Source organism: Nocardioides rotundus (assembly GCF_019931675.1).
GTDB lineage: Bacteria > Actinomycetota > Actinomycetes > Propionibacteriales > Nocardioidaceae > Nocardioides > Nocardioides rotundus.
Genome location: NZ_CP082922.1, coordinates 1,130,980 through 1,146,829, shown reverse-complemented (window position 1 = coordinate 1,146,829; position 15,850 = coordinate 1,130,980). Strand labels below are relative to the sequence as shown.

The following is a 15,850-nucleotide window of genomic DNA, read 5'->3' as shown; positions in this document are numbered from 1 at the left end:
GACACGCGACCGCCGACACGCCGAAGCGCCCGTCCGGCGCCCGGGGCTCGCCGTACGTCGGTAGCGTCGAGGGCTCGCCCGACGCGCTTCCCCTCCGGAGGCCCCTCCGGACGCGGACGGCCCGAGGAGACCCCATGCCCAGCCCCCGGCTCCGACGCCTGCTCTCCGGCGCCACCATCGGCACCGTCGCCGCCACCGGGATCGTGGTCGCCGGCCCCGCCTCCAGCGCGAGCGCCGAGCACGGCAGGGTCGAGCCCGGTCGTCGGATCGTCCAGCACACCGTCCGGCCCGGCGACACCGCGACCGGCCTGGCCGTGCGCTACCGCGCCTGGACCGCCGAGCTGATCGCGCACAACCATCTCGGCAGCTCCGCGGCGCTGCGGGTCGGCGAGCGGATCGAGATCCCGGTCGTCGTCAAGGCGGCGAAGGGCGCGAAGGCCACGAAGGGCAAGGCCAAGGACACCCGGGGCAAGGCGAAGGGCAAGAAGGACAAGCAGCGGCCCGCGGCGAAGAAGAAGCCCGCGAAGGCGAAGAAGCAGTCGAGGAAGCCTCGGAAGGCTGCCCAGGCCGGGAAGCGCGAGCGCAGGTACGGCGTCGCCGTGCCCCGCGCCGTACCCCGCCCCGAGGTCCGCCGGATCATCGCGCGGACCGCGAAGCGTCGCGGGGTCGACCCGCACCTGGCGCTCGCCGTGGCCTGGCAGGAGTCGGGCTGGCAGATGGACGTGGTCTCCTCCGCGCAGGCGATCGGCGCGATGCAGGTGCTGCCCGCGACCTCGCAGTGGATGGAGTACTACGTCGGCCGCTCGCTGCGCCCGGGCCGGGTCCGCGACAACGTGGACGCCGGGGTGGAGCTGCTGCGCTTCCTCGGGGACAACACCGGCAGCAGCAAGCACCAGATCGCGGCGTACTACCAGGGCCTCGGCGCGGTGCGCGAGCACGGCCTCTACGACGAGACCAAGCCGTATGTGAAGAGCATCAGGGTGATCAAGCGCCGCCTGGAGAGCGGCCGACCGCCGTCCTGAGCCGATCCCGCGTCCTCGGGCGCCACGCCGGGGCCGCGCCCCACCCCTGGAGGCGGGCTCGCTCGCCCTACGATGGGAGCCCCGGATCCCTTCCCCGTTCCGGTCCTGGAGGTCGACCCGTGCAGCCACCCGCCCAGCCGTCGCCGGATGCCCGTGGGCAGCTGACCGGCCGGATGCTGGACGGCAGGTACCGGATCGGGCCGCGGATCGCCCGCGGCGGCATGGCCAGTGTCTACGAGGCCACCGACGTCCGGCTGGAGCGGCCGGTCGCGGTCAAGGTGATGCACCCCGGGCTCGGTGACGACGAGGAGTTCGCCGCCCGGTTCGTCCGCGAGGCCCGGCACGCGGCCCGGCTCTCGCACCCGAACATCGTCGGGGTCACCGACCAGGGCGAGGACGACGGCACCGTCTTCCTGGTGATGGAGTACGTCCCCGGCCACACGCTGCGCGACGTCATCCGCAAGGAGGCGCCGATGCCGCCGGAGCGGGCGCTGGAGCTGATGGAGCCGGTGCTCTCCGCGCTCGCGGCCGCGCACCGCGCCGGGCTGATCCACCGGGACGTGAAGCCGGAGAACGTGCTGATCGCGGCCCAGGGCACGCCGTACGCCGGCCAGGCCAAGGTCGCCGACTTCGGGCTGGCCCGCGCCGTCTCCGCCGACACCCAGCACACGGTGACCGGCGGGGTGCTGATCGGGACGGTCTCCTACCTCGCGCCCGAGCTGGTCGTCGAGGGCCGCGCGGACGCGCGGGCCGACGTGTATGCCGCGGGCGTGCTGCTCTACGAGCTGCTGACCGGCCGCAAGCCGCACGAGGGCGAGAGCCCGATCCAGGTCGCCTACAAGCACGTGCACGACGACGTCCCGGCGCCCTCGACCCAGGTGCCGGGCATCCCCGACTACGTCGACGCGCTGGTCGCCCGCGCGACCGCCCGGGACCGCGGCCAGCGGCCGGCCGACGCGGCGGTGCTGCTGCACCAGGTGCACCGGGTCGCGCAGGCGCTGCGGGAGGGGCTGGACTCCGATCCCGAGCTGGCCGCCGACCTGGCGCCGGTGACGCGGAGCGCGCCGGAGGACACCGAGCCCCAGGAGTACGACGGCTCCGAGGGCACCGCCGAGCAGTTCGACCCGCTGTCGCTGGTGGCCGCGGGCGCGGCGACGTCCTCGACCGCGACGTCCGCCCCGGCCTCGCGGCCCGTGCCGGCGGCCGACCCGGGCGGCTCCGACCAGGAGCACCGCACCACCGCGATCGGGGTGCGCCCCGAGCCGCCGTCGCAGGAGCCCCCGGGCTCCGCCGTACCCCCTCCTGCGCGGCGGCGCCGTCGCGGCCCGCTGCTGCTCCTCCTCGCACTCCTGCTCGCGGCCGGCGGCGGTGCGGCCGCCTGGTGGTTCGGCTGGGAGCGCTGGACCCCGACGCCCGGCGTGCTGCGGATGACGCAGGCCGAGGCGACCCAGCGGCTGGACCGCTCGGGCCTGGACGCGCGGCTGGCGAAGGGCGAGTACTCCGAGACCGTGCCGAAGGGCGAGGTGCTCGAGAGCCGCCCCGCGCCCGGGGAGAACGTGCTCGACGGCGGCACGGTCACGCTCGTGCTGTCGCTGGGCAAGGAGCGGTACGACGTACCCCCGCTCAAGGGCATGACCGAGGACGAGGCGCAGGACGCGCTCGCCGCGACGAACCTCGCCTTCGGCGACTCCTCCGAGGTCTTCAGCGAGAAGGTGCCCGAGGGACAGGTGGTGCGGAGCGAGCCGAAGGTCGGTACGACGCTGCGCCCGGACTCCCCCGTCGACCTGGTGCTCAGCAAGGGCCGCAAGCCGGTGAAGCTCGGCGACTGGGAGGGCAAGTCCATCGACCGCGCGCGGCAGGTGCTGGAGAAGCGCGGGCTGGTGGTGAAGGTGACCGGCGAGGAGTTCTCCGACACCGTCGACGAGGGCGACATCCTCACCCAGTCCCCCACCGACGGGCCGGTGTTCAAGGAGGACACCGTCGAGTTCACCGTCTCCAAGGGGCCCGAGCTGGTGGAGATGCCCGACGTGCTCGGCAACGGCGTGGACGCCGCCCGCTCCGAGCTGCAGGGCCTCGGGTTCCGAGTGCAGGTGCGCAACCACTCCGGCTACCTCGGCCTCGGGTTCGTCTTCCAGACCGACCCCGGTCGCGGCGAGATGGTGCCGAAGGGCTCCACGATCACGCTGTACCTGGTGTAGCCGTCCCGCATCGGTGGTCGAGCCAGCCATCGCTGGTCGAGCCAACCATCGCTGGTCGAGCGCGCCATCGGTGGTCGAGCTTGTCGAGACCACGCCCTCATCGGTGGTCGAGCCTGTCGAGACCACACCCTCATCGGTGGTCGAGCCTGTCGAGACCACGCCCTCATCGGTGGTCGAGCCTGTCGAGACCACGCCCTCATCGGTGGTCGAGCGCGCCATCGGTGGTCGAGCCTGTCGAGACCACGCCCTCATCGGTGGTCGAGCCTGTCGAGACCGCGCCCTCATCGGTGGTCGAGCCTGTCGAGACCACGCCCTCATCGGTGGTCGAGCGCGCCATCGGTGGTCGAGCCTGTCGAGACCACGGCTCTGACCTGGGGTTGGTGGAGATCGCCGCTGCTCCACCAGAACTGTCGGTGGCGTGGTGTTGGCTGTTCTCATGAGCCAGCCCCTCACCGTGGACACCGCGCTGTCGGCCGACGTCGCCGACGACGCGGTCGGTGTGCTGCGGCTGGCCAGGGCCCACCGCGCGGCGGAGGAGCAGGCGGGGCGCGACCTGCTGCGGTCGGTGTTGCAGTGGGCGGGGATCCACGCGGTCGACGCCGACTCCGACGACGCGTGCGCGGTCTATGAGTGTGGTGAGTGGTGGCCGATCGCCGGGGCCGGTGCGCCGGCGACGTCGGAGGTCGCGACCGCCGAGCTGGCCGCGGCCCTGGGCCTGTCCACCGATGCCGGCAGGCGGCTGGTCGGAGACGTGCTGGAGCTGGCTCATCGGCTGCGGGGCTGTTGGGCGCGGGTGATGGCCGACGAGGTGCCGGGGTGGCGGGCGCGGCAGGTCGCGCAGGCGACCAAGCAACTCAGCGCCGAGGCGGCTGCGTACGTCGACCGGCAGGTCGCGCCGGTCCTGGGCCGGGTCGGTGTCCGGACCCTGGGCAGGCTGGTCGAGGAGGCGGTGGCCCGCTTCGACCCCGAGCACGCCCGCCGGTTGCAGGCGTGGGCCGAGGACGCCCGCGGGGTGCGGATCGACACCGGGCAGGTGTCGTTCTACGGCACCTGTCGGGTGGAGGCCGACCTCGACCTGGCCGACGCCTTCGACCTGGAGACCGCGGTGGCCGCCGGGGCCGAGCAGCTCAAGCTCCTCGGCTCGGCCGACACCCTGGACGGGCGGCGAGCCTCGGCGGTGGGCGAGATGGCCCGCACCCAGCTCTCCTTCCTCTTCGAGGACCCCTCGAGCGGCCAGGGCGACCCGGCCCCCGCCGACGGCTCGGCCGGGCCGGCGCGGCGGCGTCCGGGGAAGCGGCTGCGGCGGCGGCTCACCCTGACCGTGCACCTGGCCGAGGCCGCGCTGCGCAGCCCGGCCGCCTGTGCGGTCTGCGGGACCGTGCCGACCGACGTGGCGCGGGTGGAGTCCGCCGGCAATGCGCTGGTCCTGGCCGAGCAGGTCAAGGCCTGGGCCGGCGACCCCGAGGCCCGGATCACCGTACGGCCGGTCATCGACCTCGCCGAGCACGTCCGGGTCGATGCCTACGAGATCCCCGACCGCATCCGTGAACAGGTCGCGCTGCGGGACGGCACCTGCGTGTTCCCCTGGTGCACCCGCCCCGCACGTGACTTCTCCGTGCACGGCCACGACGCCGACTGTGACCACATCGAGCCCTGGCGCCAGGACGGCTCCGGAGGCGAGACCTGCACCTGCAGCCTCGCACCGGTGTGTCGCACCCACCACCGCTACAAGACCCATCACGGGTGGAGCTACCAACGCCTGGACGAGACCACCTACCTGTGGCGCAGCCCGCACGGCCTGCTCTTCCTGCGCGACCACACCGGCACCACCCCCGCCGGTGACCTCCTCCCCCGACGTCGCCGCCGCCCGGCCGACGGCGACGGAGGCGAGGACGAGCACCGACGACGATGACCCCGCCCCACACCCCGGAGGTACCCCAACTCCGGGGCCAGCGGCATGCCTGGGGACGTGTCTGGACCGGCTCGACCAACGGCAGCGGGCTCGACCGGCTCGACTACGAGGGCGCCGGCGACGTTGGAGTCCTGCGGTCACCAGGTGACAGCCAGACTCCACGGTCGGCCCTGAGCGGTCGGCCCTGAGCGGTCGACCGCCTCACTGGTCTCGACAAGCTCGACCAACGACAGAGGCGGACTCGACCGGCGGGTGGTGGTCTCGACGAGCTCGACCAACGACAGAGGCGGACTCGACCGGCGAGGGCCAGCGGCGGCTGGCGTACTCGCACTGGCAGAAGTCTCGCCTGCCCGCCCCGGGCACGCTCAGCGCCGCCGTCCGAGCGAGGTTCTGCCAGTGTGGCTACGCCGCACTGCGATGGGGCCAGGGGGCAGGCCGCTGATTCGGCCGCACGCCCGCTCCCGACCTAGATTGGCGGGATGCCCGCCGCCACGACCCGCAACCCCGTGGGGACCCACGTCCAGGTCGGGAAGGGCCTGGTCAAGGGCGCGCTCGCCGACGCCGACCGGCTCGGCTGCGACACCATCCAGGTCTTCGTCGGCAACCCCCGCGGCTGGGCGCTGAGCAAGGGCGACCCGGCGGCGGACGAGCAGTTCCGCGAGCAGACCCGGGAGCGCGGGATGCGGACGTTCATCCACACGCCGTACCTGGTGAACCTCGGCTCGCCGACCGCCGCGACCTACGAGCGCTCGACCGCCCTGGTCGCGCACAACCTGCGCCGCGCCGCCGAGATCGGCGCGGAGGGCGTGGTCGTGCACACCGGGTCGTTCGTCGACAGCTCCGGCGACTTCGGGTACGACGACGCGATGGCCCAGGTTCGCGAGGCGCTGCTGCCCCTCCTCGACGCGGTCTCAGCCGACGACGCCCCGTGGGTGCTGCTCGAGCCGACCGCCGGGCAGGGCCGCAGCCTGTGCGCGGGCGTGGAGGACCTCGTGGGCTACCTGGACGCCCTGGAGCACCACCCCAAGGCCGGGATCTGCCTCGACACCTGCCACGTCTTCGCCGCGGGCTCTCCCCTGGACGAGCCGGGAGGTACGGCGGCCACGCTGGACCGGGTCGTCGAGATCGGTGGGAAGGGCCGGCTGCGGCTGGTGCACGCCAACGACTCGATGGACGTGCGCGGCGCCTTCAAGGACCGGCACCAGAAGATCGGCGAGGGCCACATCGGCGTCGAGGCCTTCCGCGAGCTGCTCGCGCACCCGGCGACCGAGGGCGTGCCCCTCATCTTGGAGACCCCCGGCACCCGGGACAGCGACGACGCCCAGATCGCCCTCCTCCAGGGCATCCGCGACGAGCTGCACGCGGGAGGCGACCGCACGAAGGGGCGCCGACGGTGAGCGAGCGGCGTACCACCCTCCTCGCCACCGCCGCGCTGCTGGCGATGACCGCCTCGTGGGGCTCGACGTTCTACCTGATCCGCGACCTGCTCGACCGCGTCCCCACGCTGGACTTCCTGGCGGTCCGGTTCGCGATCGCCGGCGTCGTCCTGGTGCTCCTCGCGCCCCGCGCGCTCGGCCGCCTCACCCGCGAGTCCCGCCGGCACGCCCTCGTGCTGGGCCTGCTCTACGGCCTCGCGCAGATCCTCCAGACCGCGGGCCTGGCGCACACCCCGGCGAGCGTCAGCGGCTTCATCACCGGGATGTACGTCGTCCTCACCCCGCTGCTCGCGGCCGCGCTGCTGCGCACCCGGATCACCGCGATGACCTGGGCCGCCGTGGCGCTGGCGACCGCCGGGCTGGCGGTGCTCACCCTCGACGGCCTCTCGATCGGGTACGGCGAGGCCATCACCCTGGTCTCCGCGGTGCTCTACGCCCTGCACATCGTCGGGCTCGGCGCCTGGGCCCGCCCCGACCAGGCGCTGGGCATGTCGATCGTGCAGATCTGGGTGATCTCGGTGCTCTGCTTCATCGCCACCATCCCGACCGGGGACCGCTTCGTCGTGCTCCCCCAGACCGGCGCGGACTGGCTCTCGGTGATCTACATGGCGGTCTTCGCCGGCGGCCTGGCGATGCTCGGTCAGACCTGGGCGCAGGCGCACCTGCCGCCGACCCGGACCGCGATCATCATGAGCATGGAGCCGGTCTTCGCGGCCTTCTTCGCCGTCACCCTCGGGGGCGAGGACCCGTCCCGGCGGATGCTGCTGGGCGGCCTGATGGTGCTGACCGCGATGCTGGTCGTCGAGCTGCTACCCCGCCGCAAGGTCGAGGCCGAGGTCCAGCATCTCGCCGTCTGAGCGCCGCCCCTCTACCCTGACCCGGTGCCCCGCCTGACCGTCCGCCCCATCGCCTCGGAGCAGGACCGGGTCGACGCGGTGACCATCTGGGCCGACGCGCTCCGGGCGCTGCACCGCTCCCCCGGCGACGAGCGGCGCGAGCGGGCCGCCGCGGAGATCGCCGCAGCGCCCGTCCCGCTGCTCGCGATGTACGGCGACCTGCCGGCCGGCATGGCGGTCGCCGAGCCCTACCGCGACGCCCTGCCAGGCGAGCCCAAGCGCGGGCACGTCAGCATGCTGTTCGTCTCCCCCGCCCGCTGGGGCAACGGCATCGGCAGCGCCCTGGTCCGCGCCCTGCAGGAGCCGCCGCCGGGGACCGGGTGGACCGGCCTCAGCGCCTGGACCCGCGCCACGAACCGGCGCGCCCAGCGGCTCTACCTGGCCCGCGGCTTCACCGACACCGGCGAGCGGGCACACCTGCACGAGGGCGCGGAGATCCGCCGCTTCAGCTGGTCAGCCGGCTGAGGACGGTCGCGGCCCGCTCGGCGTCCGCCCGGGAGACGTCCAGGTGGGTCACCAGCCGGACCACCCGGGGGCCGACGGTCCCCGTGAGCACGCCCTCCTCCCGCGCAGCGGCCACCAGGCCGGGCGCGTCGTCGGTCTCGAGGACCACGATGTTGGTGTCCACCTGCGCGGGGTCCACGCCGGCGGCCTCGGCGAGCAGCTGGGCGTTCGCGTGATCCTCGGCCAGCCGCTCGACATGGTGGTCCAGCGCGTGCAGCCCGGCGGCCGCGAGCACGCCGGCCTGGCGCATCCCGCCGCCCAGCCGCTTGCGCCACACCCGCGCCTCCGCGACCAGATCGGCGGGCCCCACGACGAGCGAGCCCACCGGGGCGCCCAGGCCCTTGGAGAGGCACACGGCGAGGGAGTCCACGGCGGCGCCGTACTCCTCCAGCGGCGTGCCGGTCGCCATGTGCGCGTTCCAGACCCTGGCGCCGTCCATGTGCACCCGGGTACCGACCTCGTCGGCCCAGGAGCGCAGCGCCCGCAGGTCCTCCAGGGGCAGCACCGTGCCGCCGACGAAGTTGTGCGTGTTCTCCACCGCCACCGCGGCGGTGGGCACGAAGTAGGGGCCCAGGTCGGGTGCGAAGTGCCGCCGCAGCCACTCGGCGTCCACCCCGCCGCGCGGGTGGGTCCAGGTGCGCATGGTCACCCCGCCGATCGCCCCGTGGGCGCCGAGCTCGGCACGGGCGATGTGCGCCGAGGACTCGCAGAGCACCTCCTCGCCGGGTCCGACCAGGCCGCGGACCGCGAGCACGTTGGCCAGCGACCCGGTCGCGGTGAACAGCGCCGCCTCGTGCCCGAAGGTGGCCGCGACCCGCTCCTCCAGGGCGCGCACGGTCGGGTCCTCGCCGTAGACGTCGTCGCCCACCTCGGCCCGCGCCATCGCCTGGCGCATCGCGTCGGTGGGCCGGGTGACGGTGTCGGAGCGCAGGTCGATCACGGCACCGAACCTACCGGCCGGGCACCTCAGGCCTTGCGGAGCATCTCCGCGACGAGGAACGCCAGCTCCAGCGACTGCACCCGGTTGAGCCGGGGGTCGACGACCGACTCGTAGCGGTGCGCCAGCCGGGCCTCGTCGATCTCCTCGCCACCGCCGACGATCTCGGTGACGTCATCGCCGGTCATCTCGACCATCATCCCTCCCGGGACGGTGCCGAGCGCACGGTGCACGTCGAAGAAGCCCTGGATCTCGTCGAGCACGTCGTCGAAGCGCCGGGTCTTGTATCCCGTCGAGGCCTCGAAGGTGTTGCCGTGCATCGGGTCGCTGACCCACGCCACCTGCACACCCTCGGCGGTCACCTTCTCCACCAGCGGCGGCAGCCCGTCGCGGATGCGCTCGGCGCCGAAGCGGGTGATGAAGGTCAGCCGGCCCGGCTGGTTCTCCGGGTTCAGCTTCGCGGCGAGCGCCAGCGCGTCGTCGGCGGTCGCGCTCGGCCCGAGCTTGCAACCGATCGGGTTGCGGATGTGCCGGAAGTACTCCACGTGCGCGCCCTCGAGCTGGCGGGTGCGCTCCCCGATCCACACCATGTGGCCCGAGACGTTGTAGGGGCGCTCGGTGCGCGAGTCGATCCGGGTCATCGCGTGCTCGTAGTCCAGCAGCAGCGCCTCGTGGCTGGAGTGGAAGTCGACCCGGTGGAACTCGTCGGGGTCGGCGCCGATGGCCTGCATGAAGGTCAGCGCCCGCTCGATCTCGTCGGCCATCTTCTCGTAGCGCTGGCCGAAGGCGGAGCTGCGGACGAAGTCGGTGTTCCAGGTGTGCACCTGGCGCAGGTCGGCGTAGCCGCCGGTGACGAAGGCGCGCACGAGGTTCAGCGTCGCGGCGGAGGCGTGGTAGACGTCGAGCAGCCGCTGCGGGTCCGGGATCCGAGACTCGGGGGTGAACTCGTAGCCGTTGACCGCGTCGCCGCGGTAGGCCGGCAGGGTGACGCCGTCGCGGGTCTCGGTGTCGGAGGAGCGCGGCTTGGCGTACTGCCCCGCGAGGCGGCCCAGCTTCACCACCGGCACGGAGGCGGCGTAGGTGAGCACGACGGCCATCTGCAGGAGCACCCGCAGCTTGTTGCGCACGTTGTCGGCGGTCACGCCGGCGAAGGTCTCCGCACAGTCGCCGCCCGCCAGCAGGAACGCGTCCCCCCGGGTCACCGCCGCGAGCTTGTCGGTCAGCTCGTCGCACTCGCCGGCGAAGACCAGCGGGGGCATGGTGCGCAGCCGGGACACCGCCGTGTCGACGGCCGCCCGGTCGGGGTAGCTCGGCTGCTGCAGGGGCCCGAGGGCCTGCAGCGCAGCCAGGTCGGGGATGGGACTGCTCACCTGCCCAGGGTACGGGGAGCGGGCGCCCGCCACCTATCCGAGCCGAGGGGCGGGACGCCCGGGGACGACGTACGGCGTAACCCGGGACCCTCGGCGCGCGTTGGTCCCCCATCGACCGATCACCCGACCGAAGGGCAACCATGCGCCTGAAGAACCGACTCCTCGCGGCCGCCGCCGGCCTCACGCTGGCCGCCGTCGCGGCCGCTCCCGCACAGGCGGCGACCAACGACCCCCTGCGGCCCAAGGAGTGGGGCCTGGACCAGATCCGCGCCGAGCAGGCCTGGCCCGCGAGCACGGGCGCCGGCTCGGTCGTCGCCGTCGTCGACTCCGGCGTGGACCTCGACCACCCCGACCTCCAGGCCAACCTGGTGCCGGGCGTCACCACCGTCGGGTGCGGCGCCCAGCGGGCCACCTGCGGCAACGGGGACTGGGTCGGCATGGACGGCGAGGCGCAGCCCGCCGACAGCCACGGCACCCACGTGGCGGGCACCATCGCGGCGGTCACCGACAACGGCCGCGGCGTGGCCGGGGTGGCCCCGGACGCGAAGGTGATGCCGATCAAGGCGCTCGAGGACGGCTCCGGCTCCTTCGAGGAGATCGCCACCGGCATCCGCTACGCCGCCGACAACGGCGCCGACGTCGTGAACCTCAGCCTCGGGGCGATGCCCGGCTTCCAGGCGCTGACCATCACCGGCGTGGAGTCCAGCGTCAAGGACGCGATCGCCTACGCCACCTCCCGGGGCGTCCTGGTCGTGGCCGCGGCCGGCAACGAGTCCTTCCCGGTCTGCGACACGCCCTCCTTCGAGGCGGGGGCGCTGTGCGTCACCTCGACCGACCGCAACGAGCTGCCGTCGTACTTCTCCAACGGCGCGATCAAGCCGGACCTGATGGCCGTCGCGGCGCCCGGCGGGCAGGGCCTGGTCTCCGCGGAGGAGGACATCGTCTCCACCGTCCCGGTCGGCACCGGCTCGGTGAACGGCGACTACGACTACTACGCCGGTACTTCGATGGCCACGCCGCACGTGGCGGGCGTGGCGGCGCTGCTCTACGCCCAGAACCGCACCCGCGCGGGCGTCCTGGACGCGATCATCAGCACCGCGCGCACCCCGCTGGTGGGCACGGGCGCGTTCACGCCGTCCTACGGCCACGGCATCGTTGACGCGAAGGCGGCCACCGCCTCCTGAGCCCCCACGAGCGACGAGGGCCCGCCGGCGATCGCCGGCGGGCCCTCGTGCGTGCGGTCCGGTCAGTCGTGCTCGATGTGGTCGGGGTCCCGGAAGCCCGTGCGCTTGGCGAAGAACGCCCGGTTGGTGAACCAGGTGAACGCCCACAGCACCACGCCGATGAGCATCAGGCCGCCCGCGATCTCATAGACCACACCGTCCCGGTCGACCCACGGGCCGGCGAGGAAGATGCAGAGCACAGCGGCCACGATCGGCAGCGGGCCGGGCGACTTGAACTGCGTGTTGGCCTCCTTGCGGCGCAGCACCATGCAGGCGATGTTGACGATCGCGAAGACGCACAGCAGCAGGAAGGCCGTCACCGAGCTGAGGTTGGCGACGATGTTGCTGTCGGGGTCGCGGGCGACGTAGTAGATCAGCCCCAGCGCGAGCAGGGTGGAGAAGAGGATGCCGGCCCAGGGGCTGCGCCGCACGGGGAGTACGGCGGCCAGCGGCCGCGGCAGCACGTCCTGCTTGGCCATGCCGTAGATCAGCCGGCTGGCCATCAGCATGTTGATCAGCGCCGTGTTGGCCACCGCGAAGCAGGCCAGGAACGGGAAGACCCGGTCGATCGGGAAGCCCGGCGCGCCGACCGAGACGACCTCGAGCAGGGCGGCGCCCTCGGCCTCGCCGATGCTGCGCAGCTCGCCCGGCGGGATCACCAGGACGACCGAGACCGCCACGAGCATGTAGATGATGACCGCCATGCCGAGGCCGGTGAGCATCGTCTTGGGGAAGATCCGCTCGGGGTCCTTGGTCTCCTCGACCATGTTGACGGAGTCCTCGAAGCCGACCATCGCGAAGAACGCGATCGAGGTCGCCGCGGTGACCGCCAGGAACATGCCCTTGTCGCCGCCGTCGCGGAAGGTGACGAGCTCGCCGACGTTGTTGCCGCCCTGGCTCAGGGCGTAGAAGCCGACCCCGATGACGATGAACAGCGCGGTCATCTCGACCAGCGTGAGCACGACGTTGAACTTCACGCTCTCGCCGACGCCGATCAGGTTGATCGCCGCCAGCAGCAGCATGAACGCCATCGCCACCGTGATCATCACGCCGCTGGGCACCGTGCTGACGATGCCGTCGGCGGTCTCGTCGCTCCAGATGCCGTTGACCGCGAGCCCGCCGAAGAGGTTCTGGGCCAGCGTGTTGGCCGAGGTCGAGGCGCTGGTGATGCCGGAGCAGACCACGGCGAAGGCGACCAGGAAGGTGACGAAGTGGATCCCGAACGCCTTGTGGGTGTAGAGCGCGGCACCCGCGGCCTGGGGGTACTTCGTCACCAGCTCGAGATAGGAGAAGGCGGTCATCGTGGCGACGACGAAGGCGAGCAGGAACGGCAGCCAGACGATCCCGCCCACGCCGGCGGCCATGGTCCCGGTGACGGCGTAGATGCCGGCGCCGAGGATGTCGCCGACGATGAACAGCAGCAGCAGCTTGGGCCCGAGGACGCGCTTGAGCTCCGGCGTGTCGGGTGCGTCGTTCGCCGGATGCTCCGATGACGTGGTCGAACTCATCAGGTTCTCCCCTTCCGGGTGCAGATAGTGACTCATCGTGACCCACATCACCGGCAGGTGACCAGCAGGCGTGCGGGGACGCCCGGATCTTTCCATTCTTGGATCGATCTAACTACTCTGGAAGGCATGGTTGCACCTCGTGTCGCGATGCTGACCGCCGGCGGGTACGCGCCGTGCCTCTCCGCCGCCGTGGGTGCCCTGGTCCAGGGCTGGACCGCGGCCGCGCCTGAGGTGGAGATCGTGGCCTACCGGCACGGCTACCACGGCCTGCTCACCGGGGACAGCATCGTGGTGGACGAGCAGGCACGGCGTGACATCGCCGTCCTGGACCGCTTCGGCGGGTCCCCGATCGGCAACAGCCGGGTCAAGCTCACCAACGACGAGGACAACCGGCGCCGCGGGCTGATCGGGCCCGACGAGACCGCCCTGGAGGTCGCCGCCCGGCGGCTTCAGGAGGACGGCGTGTCGGTGCTCCACACCATCGGCGGCGACGACACCAACACCGCCGCGGCCGACCTCGCGGCGTACCTCCGCGAGAACGACGTCGACCTGACCGTCGTCGGCCTGCCCAAGACCATCGACAACGACATCGTCCCCATCCGCCAGAGCCTCGGCGCGCTGACCGCCGCGCAGGAGGCGTCCGCGTTCGCCCAGCACGTGCTCGCCGAGCACGGGTCGAGCCCGCGGATGCTGATCGTGCACGAGGTGATGGGCCGCAACAGCGGGTGGCTGGCCGCCGCCGCGGCGCGCGACTACCTGGCCTGGCACGACCGGCAGGAGTGGCTGCCCTCGATCGGACTCACGCCGGAGAAGTGGGACATCCACGCGCTCTACATCCCCGAGGTCGCCATCGACCTCGAGGCCGAGGCGGCCCGCCTCGGCGCGCTGATGGACGAGAACGACTGCGTGAACATCTTCCTCTCCGAGGGCGCCGGCGTCCCCGAGATCATCGAGGAGCTGCAGAGCGAGGGCGTCGAGGTGGAGCGCGACCCGTTCGGCCACGTGAAGCTCGACACGATCAACCCGGGCAAGTGGTTCGCGAAGCAGTTCGCCCAGCGGATCGGCGCGGAGAAGCAGATGGTGCAGAAGTCCGGATACTTCTCCCGCTCCGCCGCCGCCAACGACGAGGACCTCGCCCTGATCCGCGAGATGGCCGACCTCGCGGTCGCCTGCGCACGGCGCGGTGAGGCCGGCGTCATCGGCAACGACGAGGCGCGGGGCGACGAGCTGCGGTGCATCGAGTTCGAGCGGATCGCCGGGCACAAGCCCTTCGACCCCTCGCAGCCGTGGTTCCGCTCGATGATGGAGCGGATCGGCCAGCCCATGGGTGAGCTCGTCGGCTGAGAGCCCCTAGGGTCGTCCCCGTGACCTTCTCCATCGTGGCCCGATCCGACGACGGCGAGTCCTGGGGCGTGGCCGTCGCCTCGAAGTTGCTCGCCGTTGGCAGCCCCGTGCCCGCGGCCGTCGCGGGTGTCGGCGCCATCGCGACCCAGGCCGAGGCCAACGTCGCCTACAAGGGGCTGGCGCTGGCCCACCTCGACGAGGGCGCGACCGCCGAGATCGCCCTGGAGCGCCTGCTCGAGGAGGACCCCGACCGGGAGGTCCGCCAGGTCGGGATCGTCGACGTCGAGGGGCAGGCCGCCTCGCACACGGGCGCCGACTGCATCGACTGGGCCGGGTCGCGGACGGGTCCCGGATACGCCGTACAGGGCAACATCCTGGCCGGGGAGCAGGTCCTGACCGCCATGGAGGACGCCTGGCTCTCCTCGGCCGACCGTCCGTTCGCCGAGCGGCTGCTCGCCGCGCTGCGCGCCGGCGACGAGGCCGGGGGCGACCGCCGCGGCCGGCAGTCCGCCGCCCTCCTCGTGGTCCGCGAGGACGCGGGGTACGGCGGCCTCGACGACCTCGCCGTCGACCTGCGGGTCGACGACCACACCGACCCGGTGTCCGAGCTCGAGCGGCTGCTCGCCCTCCAGCAGCAAGCGGCCGACTGACCCACCCGCCTCACAACGTCATGCGCCCCGGGGAACCGCTTCCCCGGGGCGCATGACGTTGTGGCGTGGATGCGTCTCAGGCGCCGCCGGCCGCCGAGCCGGCCGCGCGCGGCGGGAACTCCTTGATCGCGGCGTCCCCGATCTTCTTCATCATCCAGCCGTCGATCGCACCCCCCACGACGCCGCCGGCGACCGGGACACCGCGGCCGAAGCGCGCGAACGCCTTGGTGCCGACGCCCTTGATCAGCCGGAAGCCGACCGCCTTGTTCACCATCAGCATCGCGGTCGGCGGCAGGCCCCGCAGCGCGGTGGTGGTGAGCCGGCCGGCGCCGGTGCTCAGCCCGGCGCGGTTGAGGATCTCGTCGGCGTCGGACCCGACCAGGGTGAGCGCGATCGCCGTACGGATCCGCGGGTCGCTGATGTCGTAGCCGCGCAGGGCGGCGACCGCACCGACCATCCGGGCGGCCTGGACGTAGAACTCCAGCACGTTGACCGGCAGGGCGACCGGCATGGTGACGAACCCGCCCAGGCCCGTGGCGAAGCCGCCGACCGCGCCGCCGACCAGGTGCGTGCGCGCGACCTTGCGCACCGCCTTGTCGACATCGCCGCCGGACTCGCGCAGCGCCTCGTCGGCGACCGCGCGCGCGGAGTCGAGCGGGCCGACGCCGTCGAGGCCCATGGCCAGGATGCGGGTGACCAGGCCGCCCACGACGCCGTCGTCGGCCGTCCCGTCGTCGGCGGCGTCCAGCGCCGAGCGGGTCTCCTGGACACCCTTCTGCTTCGGCTTCAGCAGGTCGAACAGTCCCATGACTCTCCTGTGGTGGTCAGGCGCCCGGGGTGGGCGCGCGGT

General features: G+C 72.9%; 14 protein-coding genes. 9 read left to right on the top strand and 5 right to left on the bottom strand.

The genetic code is table 11. The features are described from left to right. Positions 1–134: 134 nt before the first annotated feature. Positions 135–1,022 carry a lytic transglycosylase gene (locus K8W59_RS05695; protein WP_223397867.1) on the top strand — a complete coding sequence of 296 codons (888 nt, stop codon included), beginning with the start codon at positions 135–137 and terminating at the stop codon, positions 1,020–1,022. A 119-nt stretch (positions 1,023–1,141) separates the two neighbouring features. Beyond that, positions 1,142–3,220, top strand: a complete 2,079-nt coding sequence (pknB, locus tag K8W59_RS05690; RefSeq protein WP_223397865.1) for a Stk1 family PASTA domain-containing Ser/Thr kinase — start codon at positions 1,142–1,144, stop codon at positions 3,218–3,220. 196 nt (positions 3,221–3,416) lie between these two features. Here the strand turns inward: pknB and K8W59_RS05685 are convergent, their stop codons facing one another. After that, positions 3,417–3,557, bottom strand: a complete 141-nt coding sequence (locus K8W59_RS05685) for a hypothetical protein (protein ID WP_223397863.1) — start codon at positions 3,555–3,557, stop codon at positions 3,417–3,419. A 99-nt stretch (positions 3,558–3,656) separates the two neighbouring features. On the opposite strand from K8W59_RS05685, the gene K8W59_RS05680 reads away from it, so the two are divergent. From K8W59_RS05680 to K8W59_RS05665, 4 genes are all read left to right on the top strand, one after another. Beyond that, positions 3,657–5,132 carry an HNH endonuclease signature motif containing protein gene (locus K8W59_RS05680; RefSeq protein WP_223397862.1) on the top strand — a complete coding sequence of 492 codons (1,476 nt, stop codon included), beginning with the start codon at positions 3,657–3,659 and terminating at the stop codon, positions 5,130–5,132. Between the two features lie 479 nt (positions 5,133–5,611). Further along, complete coding sequence (locus K8W59_RS05675) at positions 5,612–6,529, top strand: deoxyribonuclease IV (RefSeq protein ID WP_223397861.1); 918 nt, start codon at positions 5,612–5,614, stop codon at positions 6,527–6,529. After that, positions 6,526–7,425 (top strand): DMT family transporter, encoded by a 900-nt coding sequence (locus K8W59_RS05670; protein WP_223397860.1) that lies wholly within the window; start codon positions 6,526–6,528, stop codon positions 7,423–7,425. Before K8W59_RS05675 ends, K8W59_RS05670 begins: the two co-directional genes overlap by 4 nt. Positions 7,426–7,449: 24 nt before the next feature. After that, entirely contained in the window at positions 7,450–7,929 is a 480-nt protein-coding gene (locus K8W59_RS05665; RefSeq protein WP_223397859.1) for a GNAT family N-acetyltransferase, read from the top strand. On the opposite strand, the gene K8W59_RS05660 is transcribed toward K8W59_RS05665, so the two are convergent. Together K8W59_RS05660 and K8W59_RS05655 are read right to left on the bottom strand one after the other, a co-directional pair. Further along, positions 7,910–8,908, bottom strand: coding sequence for a threonine aldolase family protein (locus K8W59_RS05660; RefSeq protein ID WP_223397858.1), 999 nt, complete (start codon positions 8,906–8,908; stop codon positions 7,910–7,912). The two genes, K8W59_RS05665 and K8W59_RS05660, sit on opposite strands and share 20 nt — an antisense overlap. 26 nt (positions 8,909–8,934) lie before the next feature. After that, positions 8,935–10,308 (bottom strand): class II 3-deoxy-7-phosphoheptulonate synthase, encoded by a 1,374-nt coding sequence (locus tag K8W59_RS05655; RefSeq protein WP_223397857.1) that lies wholly within the window; start codon positions 10,306–10,308, stop codon positions 8,935–8,937. Between the two features lie 107 nt (positions 10,309–10,415). Between K8W59_RS05655 and K8W59_RS05650 the strand changes: the two genes are divergently transcribed. Beyond that, positions 10,416–11,459: a S8 family peptidase gene (locus K8W59_RS05650; protein ID WP_223397855.1), complete on the top strand. Its 1,044-nt coding sequence runs from the start codon at positions 10,416–10,418 to the stop codon at positions 11,457–11,459. A 62-nt stretch (positions 11,460–11,521) separates the two neighbouring features. Here K8W59_RS05650 and K8W59_RS05645 read toward each other — a convergent pair whose 3' ends face one another. Beyond that, positions 11,522–13,006 (bottom strand): APC family permease, encoded by a 1,485-nt coding sequence (locus K8W59_RS05645; protein ID WP_223397852.1) that lies wholly within the window; start codon positions 13,004–13,006, stop codon positions 11,522–11,524. A 126-nt stretch (positions 13,007–13,132) separates the two neighbouring features. Between K8W59_RS05645 and K8W59_RS05640 the strand changes: the two genes are divergently transcribed. Then, positions 13,133–14,350 carry a pyrophosphate--fructose-6-phosphate 1-phosphotransferase gene (locus K8W59_RS05640; protein ID WP_223397850.1) on the top strand — a complete coding sequence of 406 codons (1,218 nt, stop codon included), beginning with the start codon at positions 13,133–13,135 and terminating at the stop codon, positions 14,348–14,350. A 20-nt stretch (positions 14,351–14,370) separates the two neighbouring features. Further along, positions 14,371–15,000 carry a DUF1028 domain-containing protein gene (locus K8W59_RS05635; protein ID WP_223397848.1) on the top strand — a complete coding sequence of 210 codons (630 nt, stop codon included), beginning with the start codon at positions 14,371–14,373 and terminating at the stop codon, positions 14,998–15,000. 76 nt (positions 15,001–15,076) lie between these two features. On the opposite strand, the gene K8W59_RS05630 is transcribed toward K8W59_RS05635, so the two are convergent. After that, positions 15,077–15,808 carry an EcsC family protein gene (locus K8W59_RS05630; protein WP_223397846.1) on the bottom strand — a complete coding sequence of 244 codons (732 nt, stop codon included), beginning with the start codon at positions 15,806–15,808 and terminating at the stop codon, positions 15,077–15,079. Positions 15,809–15,850 lie beyond the last annotated feature (42 nt).

Coding starts and splice junctions, on each gene's coding strand:
- K8W59_RS05685 (WP_223397863.1), bottom strand. CDS start 3,557: ATGGCGCGCTCGACCACCGATGAGGGCGTGGTCTCGACAGGCTCGACC.
- K8W59_RS05680 (WP_223397862.1), top strand. CDS start 3,657: ATGAGCCAGCCCCTCACCGTGGACACCGCGCTGTCGGCCGACGTCGCC.
- K8W59_RS05630 (WP_223397846.1), bottom strand. CDS start 15,808: ATGGGACTGTTCGACCTGCTGAAGCCGAAGCAGAAGGGTGTCCAGGAG.
- K8W59_RS05650 (WP_223397855.1), top strand. CDS start 10,416: ATGCGCCTGAAGAACCGACTCCTCGCGGCCGCCGCCGGCCTCACGCTG.
- K8W59_RS05695 (WP_223397867.1), top strand. CDS start 135: ATGCCCAGCCCCCGGCTCCGACGCCTGCTCTCCGGCGCCACCATCGGC.
- K8W59_RS05645 (WP_223397852.1), bottom strand. CDS start 13,006: ATGAGTTCGACCACGTCATCGGAGCATCCGGCGAACGACGCACCCGAC.
- K8W59_RS05640 (WP_223397850.1), top strand. CDS start 13,133: ATGGTTGCACCTCGTGTCGCGATGCTGACCGCCGGCGGGTACGCGCCG.
- K8W59_RS05675 (WP_223397861.1), top strand. CDS start 5,612: ATGCCCGCCGCCACGACCCGCAACCCCGTGGGGACCCACGTCCAGGTC.